This window comes from Arachidicoccus rhizosphaerae (genome assembly GCF_900107765.1).
Taxonomy (GTDB): domain Bacteria; phylum Bacteroidota; class Bacteroidia; order Chitinophagales; family Chitinophagaceae; genus Arachidicoccus; species Arachidicoccus rhizosphaerae.
On sequence record NZ_FNQY01000003.1, the window covers coordinates 210,490 to 230,416 of the forward strand.

Below are 19,927 nucleotides of genomic sequence, written 5' to 3' on the forward strand. Positions count from 1 at the left end.
TCCCCGGCATGGTATAATAACGAAGGGCACGTTACATGTATCCAATAAAAGGCTATTTCTTCTTATTTTTACCACCCTTGCCCTGGTTCTTATACTTCTTTTCAGACTCTTCAAGCCGCTTTTGTTGCTCAAGAATCTCTGATTTATCCATCCGGGTAGCTTCAGCAATCTGATCAATCGTAAACTGCTTCATTTCAAGCATGTCTCCGACTATTTCATTCACTTTATCTTCACCGCCTTCCCCGAAGCCCTGCTGTAGTCCCTGAAAAAAGCCATCATTAAACCCCTGGCTAAAAAACGTTCGCAGTATAAAATCCAGTCTGTCTACGCGAATCGGGTGCGTCTTAATAAAATCCGCAAAATATTCCTCTTCGGATTTACCAAGATATTCATAACTCTGTTGATTATCTCCTTCAAACGGAAAAAAAGTACTCATATATCGGCGTTTTAGCGGTAAACAATTGCAAATAAAAAACTTCCCCAAAGCCTTCGCAAGGAATTCTAATGAGCGGCTTTAAGCGATCTTAGTTGTCATTGCTATTCAAATTTAAGAACTTTTAAAAGGTAAATACAGTATTCAGCCTGTTTTTAGCTTTTTATTTAATAATTTTTTTCTCTATTTTTATTACTGATTTTCAAATAATTAAAAATTAATTCCAGATTATTTTTTTAATTTATCAAAAATCACATTAAATTTGCGTCATGATTTTAAACAGAGTAAATATTCATTGGTGGTGGCAATGCTCAAAGACGTCGGGTTCGTTTGAAGTATAGCACCGTTATTTATTCTACTATCATAAAGTGAAAAATTAAGTTAAGCAATATATTCAAGCCTCGGCGATTACTCGTCCGAGGCTTTTTCTTATCCAAAAAAAGGGATCATTTAAAAAATATTAATGATGCAGAAAATAAAAATTGAAACGCATTGCAAAAAAATACTGTCTGACACATTTACACCGGTGGGTATCTATCTGAGACTTAGAGATAGATACAGGGATACGATATTACTGGAGAGTGCTGAACACCAGGTGGCCTCCTCCAGTCGCTCCATCATCGGCATTGGTGCCATAGGGGGCATTGAAGTCAGGGATTTAAAATCCATAGAACTTAAATATCCGGGCAGAACACCGGAAAAAGTAGACATCAACAACAGTCAGCAGGTTCCGGGTATTTTATGGGATTATATGAATCAATATGAGATTCAGCCGTCCAGCTGTCCGGAAGCCAAAAGAGCACAAGGTCTCTTCGGGTATGTGTCTTATAATGCAGTTCAGTTTTTTGATACCATTGAACTGAAAGCTGCCGGTAATCAGCCCGACAGAGAAGTGCCTTATATGCGCTACCGTCTTTACCAATATGTCATTATCATCAATCACTTCAAAAATGAGCTGTTCATCTGCGAAAACAAAATCCATGGGCTGGACAGCAATATTTCTGAACTGGAGACCATCATAAAAAGCAAGGACGTTCCGGAATTCCCTTTTGCACTTAACGGGCAGGAGTCTTCCAATAAAACGGATCAGGAGCATCTGGCTATGATTGCCAAAGGCATTAAAAGCTGCCTTAGAGGTGATGTCTTCCAGATTGTACTAGGCAGAAGGTTCCAGCAAAGTTATACAGGAGACGATTTTAATGTATACCGCGCCTTAAGATCCATTAACCCTTCCCCTTATTTGTTTTATTTTGATTATGGTGATTACCGGCTGATGGGCTCATCACCAGAATCTCAACTGATCATTGATAACGGAACAGCTATTGTTCATCCCATTGCCGGCACCTTTAAACGAACCGGTGATCCTATTCAGGATCAGGCACTCAGTGAAAAACTGTTGCTGGATCCTAAAGAAAATGCAGAACACACCATGCTGGTTGATCTGGCCCGTAATGATCTGAGCAGACTTTGCGATGATGTCCACGTAAGCTATTTTAAACAAGTACATCACTATTCTCATGTCATGCATATTGTAAGTGAGGTAAGAGGCAGCCTCGCAAAAGGCGCCAATCCTTTTGCACTGCTGGCGGCGACTTTTCCGGCCGGCACTTTAAGTGGTGCGCCAAAGTTCAAAGCCATGCAGCTGATTGATCAATACGAGGCCGATTCCAGAAGTTTTTATGCCGGCACCATTGGTTTTGTAGGTTTTGACGGAGACTTTAACCATGCCATCATGATTCGCTCCTTTATGAGTAAAAACAATACGCTTTATTACCAGGCAGGAGGCGGCATCGTGGCTAAGTCTGATCCACAGACGGAACTCCAGGAAGTGCACAATAAACTCGGAGCGCTTAAACAGGCGCTTATTTTAGCCGACGAAATTTTTTAAGAACTCAACCAGTCTAAAAAGGACAAATTCAGGTAACCATCCTTACAAATCAGATAACCGATCACATAATGAAACTTTTAGTTTTAGATAATTACGACTCCTTTACCTTTAATCTGGTGCAGATTGTCCGTCAGATTACCGGCAACGCTGTGGACGTATTCCGCAATGATAAAATCAGCCTGGAGGCGGTCAGTCATTACGATAAAATCCTGCTGTCTCCAGGACCTGGTCTTCCCGAAGAATCAGGCGTTCTGCTAGATCTGATCAGAAACTACGCTGCGTCCAAATCCATATTAGGCGTATGCCTGGGCGAACAAGCCATTGGCGAAGTTTTTGGCGCTAAACTGGAAAACTTAAGTCATGTATTTCATGGGGTAAGCTCAGACTGCACCCTGACAGATGTTCAAAGTCCGCTTTTTAAGGGTTTACCCTCCACCTTTACCGTGGGTCGCTACCACAGCTGGGTAGTCAGTAAAGAAGGCTTTCCATTTGATCAGCTGGAAATTACCGCCGAAGAAGAAAACGGCTATATTATGGGACTGCAACACAAAACTTATGATGTACAGGGTGTACAGTTTCATCCGGAAAGCGTCCTTACACCGGAAGGCAGGAAGATTATGGAGAACTGGCTGGCCCGTTAATACAAATTGTTCACCATGGACACTTTCATAGATAGCAAAGGCTCCTGACAGATCATCCAATATCACAAATAAACCATACCATAAATAAGATGAAAAAGATTCTTCAGTATTTATTCGATTATAAAACGCTCAGCACTGAGGCCGCTAAAGATATATTGATTCAGATTTCCAAGGGCATGTACACAGAAACAGAAATTACCGCCTTTGTCACGGTATTTCTGATGCGCACCATTACCATTGACGAACTCAAAGGATTCAGTGATGCCCTTTTGGAATTATGCGTCAAAGTGGATCTGGGACCAGACCCATTGATGGATATCGTCGGGACAGGGGGGGATGGGAAAAACACTTTTAATATTTCTACACTGGCCTGCTTTATCACGGCCGGCGCTGGTCAGAAAGTGGCTAAACACGGTAATTATGGTGCCACTTCCATAAGTGGTTCCTCTAACGTAATGGAGCAGTTAGGCTATGTCTTTAAAGCAGACCAGGACAAATTACAAAAGGAACTACAGCAGGCTGGCATCTGCTTTTTACATGCACCTTCCTTCCATCCGGCACTTAAGACCGTCGGCCCCTTGAGAAAAAACCTGGGTGTCCGTACCTTCTTTAATATGCTGGGGCCGCTGGTGAATCCGGCCAGGCCCAAGTACCAGTTACTGGGTGTTTATAACCTGGAGATGGCCCGCTTATACAATTACTTATTACAGCAATCTGACAGAGATTTTGCCATCGTTCATAGCATGGAAGGATATGACGAAATTTCTCTGACAGGAGATTCAAAGATCATTACCCGTGCAGGTGAAAAGGTAGCATCTGCCGAGGCGCTGGGCAAAAGACAGGTGAGCGCTTCAGATATCTTCGGTGGTAATACACTGCAGGAAGCGGCTGACTTATTCCGAAAGATCATTCATGGCAATGGCAGCTGGGCACAAAATGCCGTAGTACTGGCCAATGCCGCAACCGCCTTACATTGCACCGGCAATTACCCTTCCTACCAGGACGCTTACCAGAGTGCGGTAGATAGCCTGGAATCAGGCAAAGCCCTGGCCGCCCTGGAAAAACTCATCAAAATCAACCAGGATTATCAATAAATTATTCCGGTATTCATAATAAGAACAACCCGTATTCAAATCAAGCCGAAAGGATGAAAAATATATTAGAACAGATTGTCGATTATAAAAAAACAGAAGTAGCAGCCGCCATGGCCGACATGCCAGCTACGGTGCTCATGAAAAGCCCCCAATTTTCCAGAACACCGAATTCCTTAAAGCAGCGCCTATTATCGGAGCAGCGTCCGGCAATCATTGCAGAATATAAACGACGTTCGCCTTCAAAAGGCGTGATTAACGACCAGGCCAGGGTAGAGGACGTCACCGCAGCTTATACCAAAGCAGGCGCCAGTTGCCTGTCAGTGCTTACGGATAGCCATTTTTTTGGCGGCAGCCTGGATGATTTAAAAATTGCCAGAGCCAATGATATTCCTATACTCAGAAAAGATTTTATGATTGATGAATATCAGATACTGGAGGCCAGAGCAGCAGGGGCGGATCTGATTTTATTAATCGCGGCCTGCCTTTCCCAGGCAAGGGTAAAGCAACTGGCCGCCTACGCTAAAAAACTAGGTCTGGAGACCTTGCTTGAAATCCATACCGAACAGGAACTGGACCGGGTATGTGATGATATTGACCTGGTGGGCATCAATAATCGTAATTTAAAAACATTTGAAGTAGATATTCAGCATTCCATCCGGCTCTTATCCATGTTACCCAAGGACAGGCCGGCCATTGCAGAAAGCGGGATCAATGACGTTAAAGTCACCGATGAACTGTACCAGGCAGGCTTTAAAGGCTTTCTTATTGGCGAGTATTTCATGAAAAATACAGATCCGGGAGCCGCCTTCAACCAGTATTTTTCAGCACTAAACGCATTACAATCAAAGGATTAGAAAAAAACATGACTCAAACGGACGCTTTACAGATAAAAGTATGTGGAATGACAGACCCGGCGCAGGTAGCGGCCCTGGGTCAGATGGGGGTGGATTATATCGGTTTTATATTCTATCCGGCTTCACCCAGATATGTATTAGGAAAAATAAGCATAGAACAGATTAAAGCTATTAGTGGCCCTTTTAAGAAAGTCGGGGTATTTGTCAATGCGGACAAGGATGAAATCCTGCAGACCGTAGAAACCGCCGGCCTGGACATGGTGCAGCTGCATGGCGATGAAGCGCCGCTGCTTTGCGAAAAAATCGCCGAAAACATACCGGTTATAAAGGCTTTCAGGCTACTGAATAACGATGATGTCCTTTATAAGATTGTCCCTTATCGGGAAATCGTTGATTATTTCCTTTTCGACACCAATACAAAGAGTTTTGGCGGTTCCGGCAAGCGTTTTGACTGGGATATACTAAAAGATCTGCCCCTGGAAAAGCCATTTTTCCTCAGTGGTGGCATCAGCGAGGAGCATTTAACGGATCTACAGGTCTTTAGGAAATTAAGTGTGGCAAAAAGTTTAATTTCGCTGGATATAAACAGCCGATTTGAAAAGGAACCGGGAATCAAGGACTTAGACAAGATTCAGGCGTTCCTCAGGCAATTAAAAGCAAAATAGTAATGAAAAAATACTTATCAAAAGCTGGCATTTTACTGATAACACTGCTTACATCTGGTGTCATCAGTGCACAGGAGCCATCTATCGACCAGTTAGACAGCGACTCCGCCGTGCTCAGATATGTCAAAACGATGAACTATGAGGCTAAAAAAGCGCCCCAATGGAAATTTTTCTACCTGACTCAGGGAGATGAATGGGCCTCCTATTTTAACTTTAGTGAACAGCAGCAGGCTTCCTACCAAAGTCAGCAGCAGCCCTCCAAATGGATCAAGACCGATCTGAACCATGACGGTAAAACAGATCTGTTGGTGAGCGGATATATTGCTAAAAAACCCGGTGACTGGGCCACCGCCACCTTTAAAGTCCTTGTTTTTTTATCGCAACCCGGCAAAAACTATATAGAGGCCAATATCCTCCCCGCTAAAACGGAGAAGTTTCCCACTTATATCCAACAAATAAACATTAAGGGCAATAACTACTTAAAAATCAATCATTGGTTAAGTCAGAACAGCCCTGGCGATTTACCATTCATAAGCGATACCACCTATTACTCCAGCTATTGGGATGTTTTTTTGAACTATCATCAACAAGGCATGAGAGCCTCTGCCATTACGCATATAAATTATAAGGCCATGGAAGATAAAGAGGGTAGTTATCACGCCCTGGACATTGATCTTATTTCAGGTAAAAAGACCAATATGCAGATTATTGTCAAAGGAGCCAAACAAAAAGAGCCCGATATCAACCGCGCCAGACTGGCAGAACCTTTATGGGTGCATATGGATACGCTGATCCGAAGCAGTTATGTTACCGGCATACAAAAAGGGGATACGACCCTCTGCCACCCAGACGAGCATAGTGAAGCACTTCCGGTTTACCTGAGCATCACTTATGCCGACGGACACACCGAAACGATTCAGGATTACAACTCAGGAGCAACCTACTCCATGGCCACCATTTACAATTGTATGGAAAGTATCATTGAAAATGTATTTGCCCAGCTACAGCGCAGGCAGGAGCTGATGAGTTCCATGATCAGCGGAGCGATTGATGGCGCGTTATCCTTTTAAATACCGTTTCTCAAATTTTAGTCAGAAAAAAATATATCATCATCAATATCATTTAACGCCAGATGCAACAAAAGATTCAAATAGACAAAAACGGATACTATGGCCAGTTTGGAGGTGCCTATATTCCAGAAATGCTCTATCCTAATGTAGCCCAGCTTCAAAAAGAGTATCTTTCCATCATGGAAGACCCTTCCTTTAAAAAAGAATTTGACTTCCTGTTAAAGGATTATGTAGGCAGGCCTTCCCCTTTATATCTGGCAGAAAGATTATCTGCACAAATCGGCACTGAGATCTACCTTAAAAGGGAAGACCTGAACCATACCGGTGCCCATAAAATAAATAATGCCATCGGCCAGGTCCTGCTAGCCCAGCGTCTGGGTAAAAAAAGAATCATTGCAGAAACCGGAGCCGGACAGCACGGGGTGGCAACCGCCACCGTATGTGCTTTAAAAGGCCTGGAATGCATCGTTTATATGGGCGAAGTGGATATCGAACGGCAGGCACCAAATGTAGCCCGTATGAAAATGCTGGGCGCCAAAGTCATCCCCGCCAAAAGCGGTTCCAAAACCTTAAAAGACGCAACCAATGAAGCCATTCGCGATTGGATTAATAATCCCACCGATACGCATTATGTGATTGGCAGTGTCGTCGGACCCCATCCTTATCCGGACATGGTGGCCCGTTTTCAGAGTATTATCAGTGAGGAAATACGTTGGCAGTTAAAGGAAAAAACAGGTCATGAACTCCCCACCCATGTTATAGCCTGCGTTGGTGGCGGTTCCAATGCGGCAGGTACTTTCTATCATTTCTTAAATGAAAGCACCGTAGAGCTCATTGCAGTAGAGGCGGCCGGCCTTGGGATTCACTCTGGCCATTCTGCGGCAACAACTACTTTAGGTACCCCCGGCGTCCTGCATGGCAGCAAAAGTATCGTAATGCAGACCCCTGACGGACAAGTAGTTGAGCCTCATAGTATTTCTGCAGGCCTGGATTACCCCGGCATCGGCCCCTTACATGCCCATTTATTTGCCAGCGGTCGCGGACGCTTTTTAAGTGCCACAGACGACCAGGCCCTGAAAGCCGCCTTTAACCTGACCAGACTGGAAGGCATTATCCCGGCACTGGAAAGCGCGCATGCCCTAAGCGGCCTGGAGCAGGTTGACTTCCCCAAAGGCAGCCGGGTTGTGATATGTCTTAGCGGAAGAGGAGACAAGGATATGGATACGTATATGAAGCATATGGCAGACTTTGAATAGTATGCCGATGCTCAGAGATTTCCAGATCACCTAAACCATCGTCAATCATTATTATTTTTCAGCAATATGAGTCGTATTGAACAATTATTTGATAAAAGCAAACAGGCCTCAAAAAAGGTCCTGAACGTATACTGTACCGCCGGGTATCCTGAACTGAACAGCACCCTGGATGTCATGGAAGCCCTGGAATCAAACGGGGCCGACCTCATTGAACTAGGCATGCCCTATAGTGATCCGCTGGCGGACGGGGAAGTTATTCAGCAAAGCGGAGCAGTGGCCTTAGACAACGGAATGACCATAAGCGTCCTGTTTGATCAGTTAAAAGATTTCAGACAAAAGATTTCCGTGCCCGTTGTCCTGATGGGGTATATGAATCCGGTACTGCAATATGGTTTTGAAAATTTTTGCAAAAAGGCAGCCGAAGTCGGCATCGATGGTTTGATACTGCCTGATTTACCCCCCATGGAATTTGAACAGGAGTATAGTCTGATCCTGAAAAAATATACACTGGATTTTATCTTTTTAGTCACACCGGAAACGGCTCCGGACCGTATTGAGCAGCTTGACAGACTCAGCAGCGGGTTTCTGTACGCTGTTTCATCCAGCTCCACCACGGGCCATGACAAGGATTTTTCAGAAGTGGAAAAATACCTGTCCCGGCTGCAGGGCTATCAGTTACAAAACCCTGTTCTCGTCGGTTTTGGCATTAAAGATAAAGCGTCTTTTGACCGAACTACCAAATATACCGATGGAGCGATAATAGGCAGCGCTTATATTAAAGCCCTTGGAGGACAAAAAGGAAAAACCGCTATTACAACGGCCACCCAATCATTTTTGGATACCGTTTTATAACGGCCGGGTAGCAGCATTTTCGAAAAATGCAGCTGCCACCTTGTTATTTAGTTAGAACCGCACTAGTACACACATGAATACAGTAATTGTAAAATATAATGCCGGCAACGTACAATCCGTATTGTATGCCCTTGAAAGGGTAGGCTTCACCAAGGACATTTTGCTGACGGACGACCCCGAGACGATTAAAAATGCAGACAAAGTCATTTTTCCAGGCGTTGGGCATGCAGCCTCCGCCATGGCATATTTAAAACAAAAAGGGCTGGACCAGCTCTTACCCACCTTAACACAGCCATTTTTAGGGATTTGTCTGGGGATGCAACTGATGTGCAGCCACAGCCAGGAGGGCGACACCGCTTGCCTTGGAATCTTTGAGGAGAAAGTGCTGGGTTTTAAGTCAGAGACCTTAAAAATACCCCAGATTGGCTGGAACCAGATCACCGATTTAAAAACACCTTTATTTGATAAGGTCCCCGAACAAAGCTATATCTATCTGGTACACGGTTACTACGCGGCAGTCGGCCAGCACACCATTGCCCGTACGGAGTATATTCAACCCTATAGCTCCGCATTACATAAAGATAATTTTTACGGCGTACAGTTCCATCCGGAAAAAAGTGCCGCTGTTGGTGAGCAAATTCTTTATAACTTTATGACCAATATCTAAATGTAATAACTAAACCGAAGATCTACCTATGGAGTCCTTTATTAAAACGACAGAGCAACCCTCTCATTACCGTCATCTGGAAAAAATGCCACTGAACGAGTTACTGAGTGCCATGAACAAAGAAGACCAGCAGGTACCCAAAGCTGTTCAGGCAGCCTTACCGCAAATAGAAGCCCTGGCGCTGGCCATTGTGGAGGCCATGGCAGTAGGTGGCCGTCTGTTTTATATTGGCGCCGGGACCAGTGGCCGTCTGGGCGTACTGGATGCCAGTGAGATTCCTCCCACTTTCGGCGTATCAAAGGATTATGTTATCGGCGTAATTGCAGGCGGTAATATTGCCCTGACCGACGCAGTGGAAAATGCAGAAGATAACAGTGAACAGGGATGGCAGGACCTGCAGGCGCATCAGATTGGATCAAAAGACATACTGGTTGGCCTTGCGACCAGCGGCACCACCCCCTATGTAATTGGAGCCATGCAAAAGGCTAAATCACTGGGCATCGTTACAGGTTGCGTTACCTGTAACAAAAATGCACCTATCAGCCAGGTGGCGGATTTCCCCATTGAAGTCGTGGTCGGTCCGGAATTTTTGACAGGCAGCACCCGCCTTAAAAGTGGTACTGCCCAGAAAATGGTTTTAAATATGTTATCCACCATTGCCATGATCCGCATGGGCAGGGTGCTGGACAACAAAATGGTCAATATGCAGCTCACCAACCAGAAACTTATTGAAAGAGGAACCAGGATGATTCTTGAAAAAACGAACCTTGAACCCGAAAAAGCGAAACAATTGTTGTTGAATTACGGCAGTGTGGCTGCCGCCATGGAAGCCTACAACAAAGCTAAATAATGGGGAAATGAATCCTGCAGGGACCCTTTAGGCCGCCGTTCCATAAAGAGTGATTAAAATAACCAGGTAAACCAATACCCAATTGCCTTTTAAAGCCCCTGTAAAAGCCCAGATCTTATACAGGGGCCTTTTATTAAATAAGTTCATAATCAGTACACTAATAGCACGCATGTACAATTCCCTTAATAGTCCTGACCCGGGGAAATGCAGCTTATTGACGCTTAATTACTACCTTTGCCTCAAGTGGGCAGGCGGAAAATATAGGGATGGCAAAATCAGGCCATCCATCAGTTTATCAAAGCCCTTATTAAAAACCGATATATGGCCTTTTATAAGAAAAGTACAAATAACTATCAATCCAAGAAAAATATCATTGTGGGTCGCAATCCTGTTATGGAGGCCCTGAAAGGCGGTGTCAATATTGATAAGATCCTGTTGTTTAAAAATGCCTCGGGCGATGTGATTCAATCCATCAGACATCAGGCGAAGCAATTAAATATTCCGGTACAGCCCGTGCCGCAGGAGAAACTGAATCAACTGACCAATACCAATCACCAGGGAGTCATTGCCTATAAGTCCGCCGTTACTTATCAGGATCTGCAACAGGTCATTGATATGATTGTCGGAAACGGAGAAGTGCCACAGCTATTAATGCTGGACGGAGTAACAGATGTACGCAATATCGGAGCCATTGCCCGTAGTGCCCTTTGCACCGGTACCCAGGCGATTATCATACCGGATAAAGGCGTAGGCGCTCTAGGAGAGGACGCCGTTAAAAGCAGCGCCGGCGCCCTGGAACAGATTCATATCTGCCGGGTCGGGAGCCTGCTCAAAGCGGTGGAAGAATTGCAGCTAAACGGCATCAGTATTTTTACCTCTGAAATGAACGCTTCTAAAAAACTCTACGAGCTGGATCTGACGCTTCCTTGTTGCTTTGTCATGGGAAGTGAGGACACCGGCGTTCAGTCCTATATTTCCAAAGCCGCAACAGACAAATACGCCATTCCGATGGCCGGCGATTTTGATTCTTTAAATGTCTCTGTTGCAGCAGGCATTACCCTATATGAAGCCATGAAACAAAAGCTTCAAAGACAGGGAAGCTAGCATAAAAAGCAAACCTGCCCGCTTAAAGCCTTTGTCAGACAGGCGGTTTATTCCCTTTTGAAAAAATCAATTAAAACCGTTCAAAATGCAACAAATTGCGCCAGAGCATCTTTCTAAAATTGAGTTGGTGGAATGTCCCAGAGATGCCATGCAGGGCTGGGCACATCCTATTTCAACTGCAACCAAAGTAGATTACCTGCGCCAGTTGCTTGAAGTTGGTTTTCCGGTACTGGATTTTGGAAGCTTTGTATCTGCTAAAGCTATCCCACAAATGGCTGACACGGCAGCTGTTGTTCAAAGACTGGACTTTAAAAGCCTTAAGACCCCTACCAGACTACTGGCAATTGTAGCCAACCAGAGAGGCGCTGAGCAGGCCTGCCTGCATGAAGAAATTCATTTCCTGGGCTTTCCTTTTTCCATTTCAGAGACCTTCCAGATCCGTAATACAAATAGCACCCGCGCGGAGAGCTTTGAAAGAGTGAAAGCCATCCAACAGCTTTGCATCCAACATGGCAAAGAGCTGGTCATTTACCTGAGCATGGGATTTGGCAACCCCTACGCAGATCCCTACAACTCATCCGTATTAAACGAATGGGCGGAGAAAATTGCGGGGCTTGGCATAAAGATTATTTCTCTGGCAGATACCGTAGGGCTGGCCACACCTAAGCAGATAAAAGACGCATTAACCATCCTTATACCTCAATATACGGACATTGTTTTTGGCGTGCACCTGCATTCAAAAAAAGAAGATAGCCTGGCTAAAATACAGGCGGCTTTGGAGGGCGGATGCCGCCGCTTTGACGGCGCGCTAAAAGGAATCGGAGGCTGTCCAATGGCACAGGACGACCTGGTCGGCAATATGGATACGGAGCTGATGATTCATTATTTTCATGAAAAAGGATTTGATTTATCCTTAAATGACAATGCCCTTAAGGCGGCTCTTGATATGACCTCCCGCGTATTTATCTAAATCAATGCACTGCCTGCTTCACATCCTTCTCAGATAAGGAGAAATTTGCCTGTCATCAGAGCTAACAATCGGCCTTGCTTACAAAGCCTGGTCTCCCTAAGCCTGCCACCTTCAGTAGGGAAGGTATCCCAATATTAAATTTTACACGGCGCCTTTGTATTATCCGATAATTTTCATAATTTTCAGATAGAAATCAACGACTTTTTTTATTTAAAAACCAAAATAATTCCTGACGGCAAGGCAGGGGCAAACTTTATAACCTATGGCTAGACTCTATATCATACTGAAAGGCATCTTCACCAAACACCGCAGCGTGCTGTTATATTCGGGATTACTTATTGTTATGGGTATTTTAGCCTGTCTTAAATACATCAAAGACCTATGTGTTAATACAGGCATCTTGTTTATTGTCATCGGCGTAGTCTTTTATCTGGTTGAATCAGCCGACAGGCGCAGCAAAAAATTAGAAGAAAAAGAGATGAGGCAACAGGTTAGCATCAGAAAAAATAAGGGCAGGCCCTAACAACTGCCGGCCGGTTGCTTTTAAATTAACTACCTTTGAACAGGCATTCAATAAATACAACAAATATATGAGCGAAATTTCATTAAAAGCAGGCGATAAAGCCCCTGCCTTCAAAGGTGTAGATCAGAACGGTGATGTCATTTCCCTGTCTGATTTTAAAGGGCAAAAAGTGGTCTTATACTTTTATCCAAAAGACAATACACCGGGTTGCACCGCGCAGGCATGTAATCTCAGAGATAATTATGATGATTTAACCGGGCAGGGTTATCAGGTAATCGGCGTCAGCGGTGACAGCGTAAAGAGTCACAAAAAATTTGAAGAAAAATTTGATCTGCCATTTCCGCTTATTGCGGATGAAGACAAAGTCATTTTAGAAGCGTATGGGGTATTCGGCCCTAAAAAATTCATGGGGCGTTCTTTTTTAGGCATCCATAGAACGACCTTTCTAATAGATGAAAAAGGCATCATAAAGGCGATCATCACCAAGCCCGACACCAAAGACCAGGCCCAACAAGTACTGGACACCTGGGCAGCTCTGGAATCCTGATCAAACCCCTATTTTACCGTTGTCGGAAAATACTTTTTATAACCCTGTAACAGCTGGTCCACCCTGGCTTCTGTTGCAGGGTTTACTGTTAAGGCAGGTGCATGGTGCGGTTTTACCCTGGCGTCCAAAATAATGGCGGTATCCGTCCCCCAATGCTTTTGATGGGTAAAGGACTCCACCCCGTAAATATCCGCTGCAGGATTGCTTCTGGTAAAACTAATCCATAAAAAATTGGAAAGATTTTCTGCCAGGTAATGGCTGTCTTCTGTAAGCACAATGAGTGGCAATCCCTGTAATTCCTTTTTATGATCTGCTAAAATACCTTGCAGCTGTTGTAAATTATGATTGGCCTGGGCCTCGTCCTTAGCGGCAGGCATGGTAATGCCAATCACACCCGGCATAACCAGATGTACCGGAAAGTCTTGCAGTAATATAGGGTCTTCCAGGGCGTTTTTTAAAGGCCCTGCAACCCTGTCTGACAGTGCCCGTATGGGAGCTCCCGAGGCGGCAAGGATCAGCTTACTGCCTTTATTGAGCGCCGTGCCGCTGTAATCCAGTGTATCTATAGTCGTACAGGTCTGAAAATGCAAATCTCTTTTTAAATCGATTCTTTCCAGTATATGTTTAAAAAATCCAGGGATATCTCTGACGGATAATTTACCCGAAGGGTCATCTGTTATCCAGAGGTACTTGGCCAGGCTTAACTGCCCTGTTCCTAAAATCCGGTTAGCCTGGGTCAACAGTTCCTGAGGCTCTGCAACTGCCTGATAAGGCGTATAGCGTTCAGAGCCGATGGCCAGTAATAAAGGATGGACGCCTGCCTCATCCACCGCATTCACCGCCTTAACACCAGGTATCTCCTGACTGATGGCTCCCGAGGTCATTTCATGAATAAGATCCCCAAAACTGGTATCCTCCTGGGGCGGTCGCCCAACGACGGTAAAGGGCCAGATGCCATCTTTTTTGGCGAAGACTTTATGTACTTTTAAATAGGGGAAAGGGTGGGAGAGGCTATAATAACCCAAATGATCGCCAAAAGGTCCTTCCGGCTTCAACTGATCACTGGCAATTTCTCCGGTAATGACAAAGTCGGCCTCTTTAGAAATAACATAACCGTCCTCATAGAAATACCGAAACCTGCGACCGGCCAACAGACCGGCAAAAGTAAGCTCGCTGATCCCTTCGGGTAGCGGCATAACGGCAGCCACCGTATGTGCGGGCGGTCCGCCTACGAAAACACTTACTTTTAAGGGTTTATTGCTGGCTTTTGCCAGCGACTGATGAATACCAATACCGCGGTGGATCTGATAATGCAACCCGATCTCCCGGTTTGGCTCATACTGCCCCCCGGAGAGCTGAATGCGGTACATCCCTACATTGCCCTGCATCACGCCCGGCTGATCGGGATTTTCAGAGAACACCTGTGGCAATGTAATAAAAGCGCCGCCATCCAAAGGCCAGTGCTGAATTTGCGGCAAATCAGCAATCTGCACCTCTTCAAAGTAGTCCGAGGCCTTTGCATTTACCTTCAGGGGGAGGGCCGTCAGCGCCGCCACGCCCGATTTAACCCCTGCGACAGGTTTTTTAAAGGCCGCCATAGGATTGCCCCTGAGTTCCATTAAGTGCTGCACCTTGGGCAGGGTATCTCTGAATAGGTATTTACAACGCTCCATCGTGCCATAAAGATTTGCCAGCGCCTTAAATTTAGACCCCTTGACTTTTTCAAACAGGATCGCAGGGGCGCCTTCTTTATAAGCCCTCAGCTGAATGGAAGCCATCTCCAGATAAGGATCCACTTCTTCTTTAATCCGGATAAGTCTGCCCGTGTTTTCCAGGTCTTCAACTGCTTGCTGTAAACTCTTATATGACATCGTCTATAAGTTATAAATGCTTAATAATTCAATTGCTTCTAACCCTGGCAAATTTACCCTAAATTCAGTGGACCTGCAATATAAGCAGGTTAAAATGCGAAAAGCCCTTTAGCCGGGCATTTTGAATGGGCAAATAATGATATAATAATACACAGGCCCTGTGGCAGATGGCGGCAAGCGGGAAGAGGCACGGTTGCGAGCAAGCGGCACCAGTGTTCAGGGGCACTATATGACCCGGATTATTTGGATCAGAAGAAGAGCGGGGGATGATCCATATTAATATACCGGCGGACAATTGCAATCCTTTCTGCCGGCTCTTCCCGCAGGCCTGCTATATCCGCCGCTTCTCTTGCCCAGCCGGAATATAAAACCCAGCGAGATGGAATAATAATGATCATTGGAGCCGTCGGCTATATAATTATCCAGGTAACCATTAAAAAGCACCCGGTATTTACCTTCCAGTTTCAGCTGTGTGTTAGCAGAAAGTCCCCATTTGATACCCACCCCCAGAGGCACATTCACCTGCCAGTTGCTAAAAGGTTCCACCTGGGTCATGGCCCTGTTTTCCTTTCTGAGGGCTCCTTTCGCATTTGTGTATTCTACGACCTGATAAGGTTTAAAATTATAAAAGCCACCACCCGCCATGACAAAAGGCGTAAAACGGTACCCTTCATTTAAATTGAAGAAATCATAGGAACCGGTGAGGGTAAATTCATTGATATTACTCGCAAAATAATAATGATCGCTGTGGTTATCATTGCCTAAGTGAGCACTATTTACCAGGGAGGAATCACCGCCTTTGGCTTCGGAGGCCGTAAAAACAAGCTGAATATGAATTTTATCCGTCAATTCATAATGCAGTCCCAGAGAAACGGCCGCTTTCGTATCCACGGTGGGCAGTGACCCGCCGTAACGCATGGCCCCGCCGCTGATCTCAAAGCCCAGCTTTTGGGCAGTGGAGGACTGCGCGTTAATATGACCGGCAAAGAGTAGGATTGACAAGGGGAGCAGCCATGCCAGCCGTCTGAATAATTGACCAGGACCGCAATACATTCTGCTTTTTTTACCCTGCCCACCGAAGTTGACCCTATTTTGAACTCTGTTTAACTGACTCAATCTATTATAAAATTTAAACATAAACAGCCTTTTGTCGCGACGGATTACTTTTCTATAACGCTTAAGGGCTATTTATATTATGATAAGCAGCAATTTATCCATAGCCTAAGTCTTGGATTCAGTGGCACCGGCAGCAGGCACAAAAAGCGCTTTAAGCTCTGTCGCGTCATCAGGAGCCATTTTACCACCCAGGATCAGCCTTAACTGCCTTCTTCTGAGGGCAGCCTTATATTGGCTTTTTTCTTCCTCTGTCTCGGCAATCAGTTCCGGAACCGGGCTTGGACGGTTATCTTTATCCAGGGCCACAAAGGTAAAATACGCTTCATTACTCTCATAGCGGTGCTGATGCAAAGGATCCTCTCCCCAGACCCGGATGCGCACTTCCATAGAGGTCGTAAAGGCCCTGGTTAGCTTCACTTCGATATGCACAATATTACCCAGCTTGATGGGGTTTTTAAAGCTGATATTATCCACGCTGGCCGTCATACAGGGTTTATTGCAATGTTTTCCTGCAGCCATAGCGGCTCCGATATCCATCCAGTACATCAGGCGTCCCCCCATCAGATTACCAAAGGTATTCGTATCATTGGGCAGGACCAGTTCATTCATGACCACCAGCGAGTCAGCCGCTTTTTTTGCCTCCATAACATTGATTTTCGTGCAAATATAAGTTTTTGATTACTTGATTTACCCTCAAAGAAGCTGTTTTGCCCCCGAAAACCACTTAATTAGGGCAAAGGTTGTCCACAAGGGTTCAAATTCGGGTCAAATTCGGTAATTTGCCGCATTATTGAGTATTTGTTATGATCTATGGCTAATAAATTAAAAACATCCCCAAAACAGGCCCGTGCCACCCAGCAGCTCAAAGAAGAGCCTGAGGTGCAGGTGACTGTTTCAGAATTCGTAAAAGATGAAAGAACCTATAAAATAGTAGGAGCGACCCTGCTGTTGATCGGATTTTTCCTTTTTATATCCTTTGCGTCCTATCTGTTTAGCTGGAAAGAAGACCAGGATAAGGTGGTCAATTTCGGCATAAAGATATTCAGCACCGATGACGTAAAAGTATCCAATCTATTCGGCGTTTTAGGGGCCTATACCTCTCACAACCTGATATATAACGGATTTGGCCTCGCTTCATTTTTAATCTGTACGACCTTTTTTGTATTGGGCGTGAACCTGATGAGCGGCAAGAAGATTTTCAGCCTGAAACGCAACATTAAATATGTGATTGCAGGCATCCTGATTCTAAGTGTGGCATTTGCCTACCTGAACAGTCAGCTGCTGCACACTGGCTTTGCCTGGGGCGGCGGCACGGGTGAACTCATCAGCGAGTGGCTCATTAAATGGATTGGTTCGCTCGGCACTTTTTGTATCTTACTGCTGGCCGTACTCTTTTATATCATCTGGCGCTTTGATCCTAAATTCAGTATCGCCAGCTTTAAAAAGCGTGTGGCTGATTTCAGAGCAACAGATATGCAACAAGAAGATGCTGAACCGGAACTCAACGGCAGTGGTAAACGCAAAAAAGGTAAAAAATCAGATAGCCAGTATATCCATGACAATGAAACGGACACTGCACCGGATTTGGACAATGAGGAGGAAGGAAGCCTCTATATTCAACAACCGGGGGCCGCTAACCAGGCAGGCAACCGACTGAAAAATGGTAGCGGCAGCGTCACGGTCACGATGCCGGACCAGGGCAGCGAAGACGCGTCATTAGGTCTTTCCCTCTCTGAAAAAGCAGCCGGGCAGGCCTCTTCAGGCACCCTGCCGCTCAGCGTGAATGAACAATTGGCCGGTCAGCATGCCGAAGAGCTGTCCTCCGATGGAAGCATAGCCTTAGACAATAAGCCGTCCCGTGCTGCCACCACCATGCCGACTAATAACACACCGGCTAAAGTCAGTAAGAACGCGAGTCCGGAAGACTTTAAGCTGGAGATTAGTGAAGAGGTGGATGATGTTCCCTCAGAAATTATAGTGGGCGAGGAAAATCCGGCCGCAAAAGTAGTCGCACAGGGAGATTATGAACCTACGCTGGATCTGAGTAATTATAAATATCCCAATATCGATATGCTGGAAATGCACGGGTCAGAGAAAGCCGTGCATGATCCCGAAGAACTGGAACAAAACAAGAACCAGATTATTACCACGCTTAAAAACTATGACATCCATATCCAGCGTATCTCAGCTACCGTGGGGCCTACGGTAACCCTTTATGAGATTGTACCTGCACCGGGTGTGCGTATCTCCAGAATCAAAAATCTGGAAGACGACATCGCACTAAGTCTGGCAGCACTCGGTATCCGTATCATTGCGCCCATTCCCGGCAGGGGAACGATTGGTATTGAAGTCCCTAATATCAATAAGACCATTGTCAGCATGCGCGGCCTGATTTCTTCCGAGAAATTCCAAAACAATAAATTTTCCCTTCCTATTGCCATAGGGAAAAAGATCAATAATGAGAACTTTATTGTGGATCTGGCCAGTATGCCGCACCTGTTAATGGCGGGAGCAACTGGTCAGGGTAAATCCGTCGGGGTAAATGCCCTGCTGGTATCGCTGCTATATAAAAAGCATCCCTCCCAGCTTAAATTTGTCCTGGTGGATCCAAAGAAAGTAGAGCTCAGTATTTACCGTACCATTGAACATCATTTTCTAGCCAAACTTCCCGGGGAAGAAGAGGCCATCATTACGGATACTAAAAAAGTAGTGACCACGCTCAATGCGCTTTGTATTGAAATGGACAACCGCTATGACCTGTTAAAGGAAGCCGGATGCAGAAACATCAAGGAATACAATGAGAAATTTATTAAAAGAAGACTGAACCCGCAAAAAGGCCATCAGTTCCTGCCTTTTATTGTACTGGTTATTGATGAGTTTGCGGATTTGATTATGACGGCCGGCAAGGAAGTAGAAATGCCGATTGCCCGTCTGGCCCAGTTGGCAAGGGCCGTAGGGATTCACCTGATCATCGCCACCCAGCGTCCTTCTGTTAATATTATTACCGGTACCATTAAAGCCAACTTCCCGGCCCGTATCGCCTTTAAAGTCTCCTCCAAAATCGATAGCCGAACCATCCTGGATGCCGGCGGAGCGGAACAGTTAATCGGAAAAGGCGATATGCTGATCAGTTATAACGGTGAGATTACCCGACTGCAATGCGCCTTCGTCGATACTCCGGAGGTAGACCAGATCTGTGATTTTATCGGAGAACAGCAGGGTTATCCCGAGGCTTTCTTACTACCGGAATATATTGATGAGAAAGAAATGGGGTCATCTGGTGGCTCTGATCTGGAAGACAGAGATCCATTATTTGAGGACGCCGCGCGGTTGATTGTGCAAAACCAGGTCGGCAGCACCTCTTTGATTCAAAGAAGAATGAAACTGGGTTATAACCGCGCCGGGCGATTGATGGATCAGCTGGAAATGGCCGGCGTTGTAGGAGCCAACCAGGGGTCAAAAGCCAGAGATGTCCTGATTAAAACCGACGCAGAATTGCAGGTTTTATTGGATAACATGCCTTAAT

General features: G+C 45.3%; 19 protein-coding genes. 15 read left to right on the forward strand and 4 right to left on the reverse strand.

Annotated elements, in window-relative coordinates; all coding sequences use genetic code 11:
• Positions 1-52 precede the first annotated feature (52 nt).
• Positions 53-436 (reverse strand): hypothetical protein, encoded by a 384-nt coding sequence (locus BLU80_RS04410; RefSeq protein ID WP_091394019.1) that lies wholly within the window; start codon positions 434-436, stop codon positions 53-55.
• 460 nt (positions 437-896) lie between these two features.
• Between BLU80_RS04410 and BLU80_RS04415 the strand changes: the two genes are divergently transcribed.
• The 14 genes from BLU80_RS04415 to bcp all read left to right on the forward strand — a co-directional run bounded on the left by BLU80_RS04415 (position 897) and on the right by bcp (position 13,414).
• Positions 897-2,321, forward strand: a complete 1,425-nt coding sequence (locus tag BLU80_RS04415) for an anthranilate synthase component I family protein (RefSeq protein ID WP_317042135.1) — start codon at positions 897-899, stop codon at positions 2,319-2,321.
• A 68-nt stretch (positions 2,322-2,389) separates the two neighbouring features.
• Positions 2,390-2,962, forward strand: a complete 573-nt coding sequence (locus tag BLU80_RS04420; RefSeq protein ID WP_091394022.1) for an anthranilate synthase component II — start codon at positions 2,390-2,392, stop codon at positions 2,960-2,962.
• A gap of 89 nt (positions 2,963-3,051) precedes the next feature.
• Positions 3,052-4,056: an anthranilate phosphoribosyltransferase gene (gene trpD, locus BLU80_RS04425; RefSeq protein WP_091394025.1), complete on the forward strand. Its 1,005-nt coding sequence runs from the start codon at positions 3,052-3,054 to the stop codon at positions 4,054-4,056.
• Positions 4,057-4,109: 53 nt separating this feature from the next.
• A complete protein-coding gene (gene trpC / locus BLU80_RS04430; protein WP_091394027.1) occupies positions 4,110-4,910 on the forward strand; it encodes an indole-3-glycerol phosphate synthase TrpC in 801 nt (266 codons plus the stop codon).
• 8 nt (positions 4,911-4,918) lie between these two features.
• The gene (locus tag BLU80_RS04435) at positions 4,919-5,575 is read left to right on the forward strand and encodes a phosphoribosylanthranilate isomerase (RefSeq protein ID WP_091394030.1); all 657 of its coding nucleotides are present in this window, start codon (positions 4,919-4,921) and stop codon (positions 5,573-5,575) included.
• 2 nt (positions 5,576-5,577) lie between these two features.
• A complete protein-coding gene (locus tag BLU80_RS04440) occupies positions 5,578-6,645 on the forward strand; it encodes a hypothetical protein (RefSeq protein ID WP_091394032.1) in 1,068 nt (355 codons plus the stop codon).
• Between the two features lie 62 nt (positions 6,646-6,707).
• Positions 6,708-7,901 carry a tryptophan synthase subunit beta gene (trpB, locus tag BLU80_RS04445; protein WP_091394035.1) on the forward strand — a complete coding sequence of 398 codons (1,194 nt, stop codon included), beginning with the start codon at positions 6,708-6,710 and terminating at the stop codon, positions 7,899-7,901.
• A 66-nt stretch (positions 7,902-7,967) separates the two neighbouring features.
• Entirely contained in the window at positions 7,968-8,753 is a 786-nt protein-coding gene (gene trpA, locus BLU80_RS04450) for a tryptophan synthase subunit alpha (protein WP_091394037.1), read from the forward strand.
• Between the two features lie 73 nt (positions 8,754-8,826).
• Complete coding sequence (gene hisH, locus BLU80_RS04455) at positions 8,827-9,420, forward strand: imidazole glycerol phosphate synthase subunit HisH (RefSeq protein ID WP_091394040.1); 594 nt, start codon at positions 8,827-8,829, stop codon at positions 9,418-9,420.
• 28 nt (positions 9,421-9,448) lie between these two features.
• Positions 9,449-10,270: an N-acetylmuramic acid 6-phosphate etherase gene (gene murQ / locus BLU80_RS04460; protein ID WP_091394043.1), complete on the forward strand. Its 822-nt coding sequence runs from the start codon at positions 9,449-9,451 to the stop codon at positions 10,268-10,270.
• Between the two features lie 321 nt (positions 10,271-10,591).
• Positions 10,592-11,374: a 23S rRNA (guanosine(2251)-2'-O)-methyltransferase RlmB gene (gene rlmB, locus BLU80_RS04465; RefSeq protein ID WP_091394046.1), complete on the forward strand. Its 783-nt coding sequence runs from the start codon at positions 10,592-10,594 to the stop codon at positions 11,372-11,374.
• 85 nt (positions 11,375-11,459) lie between these two features.
• Positions 11,460-12,344 (forward strand): hydroxymethylglutaryl-CoA lyase, encoded by an 885-nt coding sequence (locus BLU80_RS04470; protein WP_211481742.1) that lies wholly within the window; start codon positions 11,460-11,462, stop codon positions 12,342-12,344.
• Positions 12,345-12,606: 262 nt separating this feature from the next.
• A complete protein-coding gene (locus BLU80_RS04475; RefSeq protein ID WP_091394048.1) occupies positions 12,607-12,867 on the forward strand; it encodes a hypothetical protein in 261 nt (86 codons plus the stop codon).
• Between the two features lie 67 nt (positions 12,868-12,934).
• Entirely contained in the window at positions 12,935-13,414 is a 480-nt protein-coding gene (gene bcp, locus BLU80_RS04480) for a thioredoxin-dependent thiol peroxidase (protein ID WP_170831136.1), read from the forward strand.
• 8 nt (positions 13,415-13,422) lie between these two features.
• Here the strand turns inward: bcp and BLU80_RS04485 are convergent, their stop codons facing one another.
• The 3 genes from BLU80_RS04485 to BLU80_RS04495 all read right to left on the reverse strand — a co-directional run bounded on the left by BLU80_RS04485 (position 13,423) and on the right by BLU80_RS04495 (position 17,046).
• Positions 13,423-15,285, reverse strand: a complete 1,863-nt coding sequence (locus BLU80_RS04485; RefSeq protein WP_091394051.1) for a UbiD family decarboxylase — start codon at positions 15,283-15,285, stop codon at positions 13,423-13,425.
• A 276-nt stretch (positions 15,286-15,561) separates the two neighbouring features.
• A complete protein-coding gene (locus BLU80_RS04490) occupies positions 15,562-16,422 on the reverse strand; it encodes a DUF6089 family protein (RefSeq protein WP_091394054.1) in 861 nt (286 codons plus the stop codon).
• An 84-nt stretch (positions 16,423-16,506) separates the two neighbouring features.
• Complete coding sequence (locus BLU80_RS04495) at positions 16,507-17,046, reverse strand: acyl-CoA thioesterase (RefSeq protein ID WP_091394058.1); 540 nt, start codon at positions 17,044-17,046, stop codon at positions 16,507-16,509.
• Between the two features lie 165 nt (positions 17,047-17,211).
• Here BLU80_RS04495 and BLU80_RS04500 point away from each other — a divergent pair, with 165 nt between their 5' ends.
• Positions 17,212-19,926, forward strand: a complete 2,715-nt coding sequence (locus BLU80_RS04500; RefSeq protein ID WP_091394060.1) for an FtsK/SpoIIIE family DNA translocase — start codon at positions 17,212-17,214, stop codon at positions 19,924-19,926.
• Position 19,927: the final 1 nt, after the last annotated feature.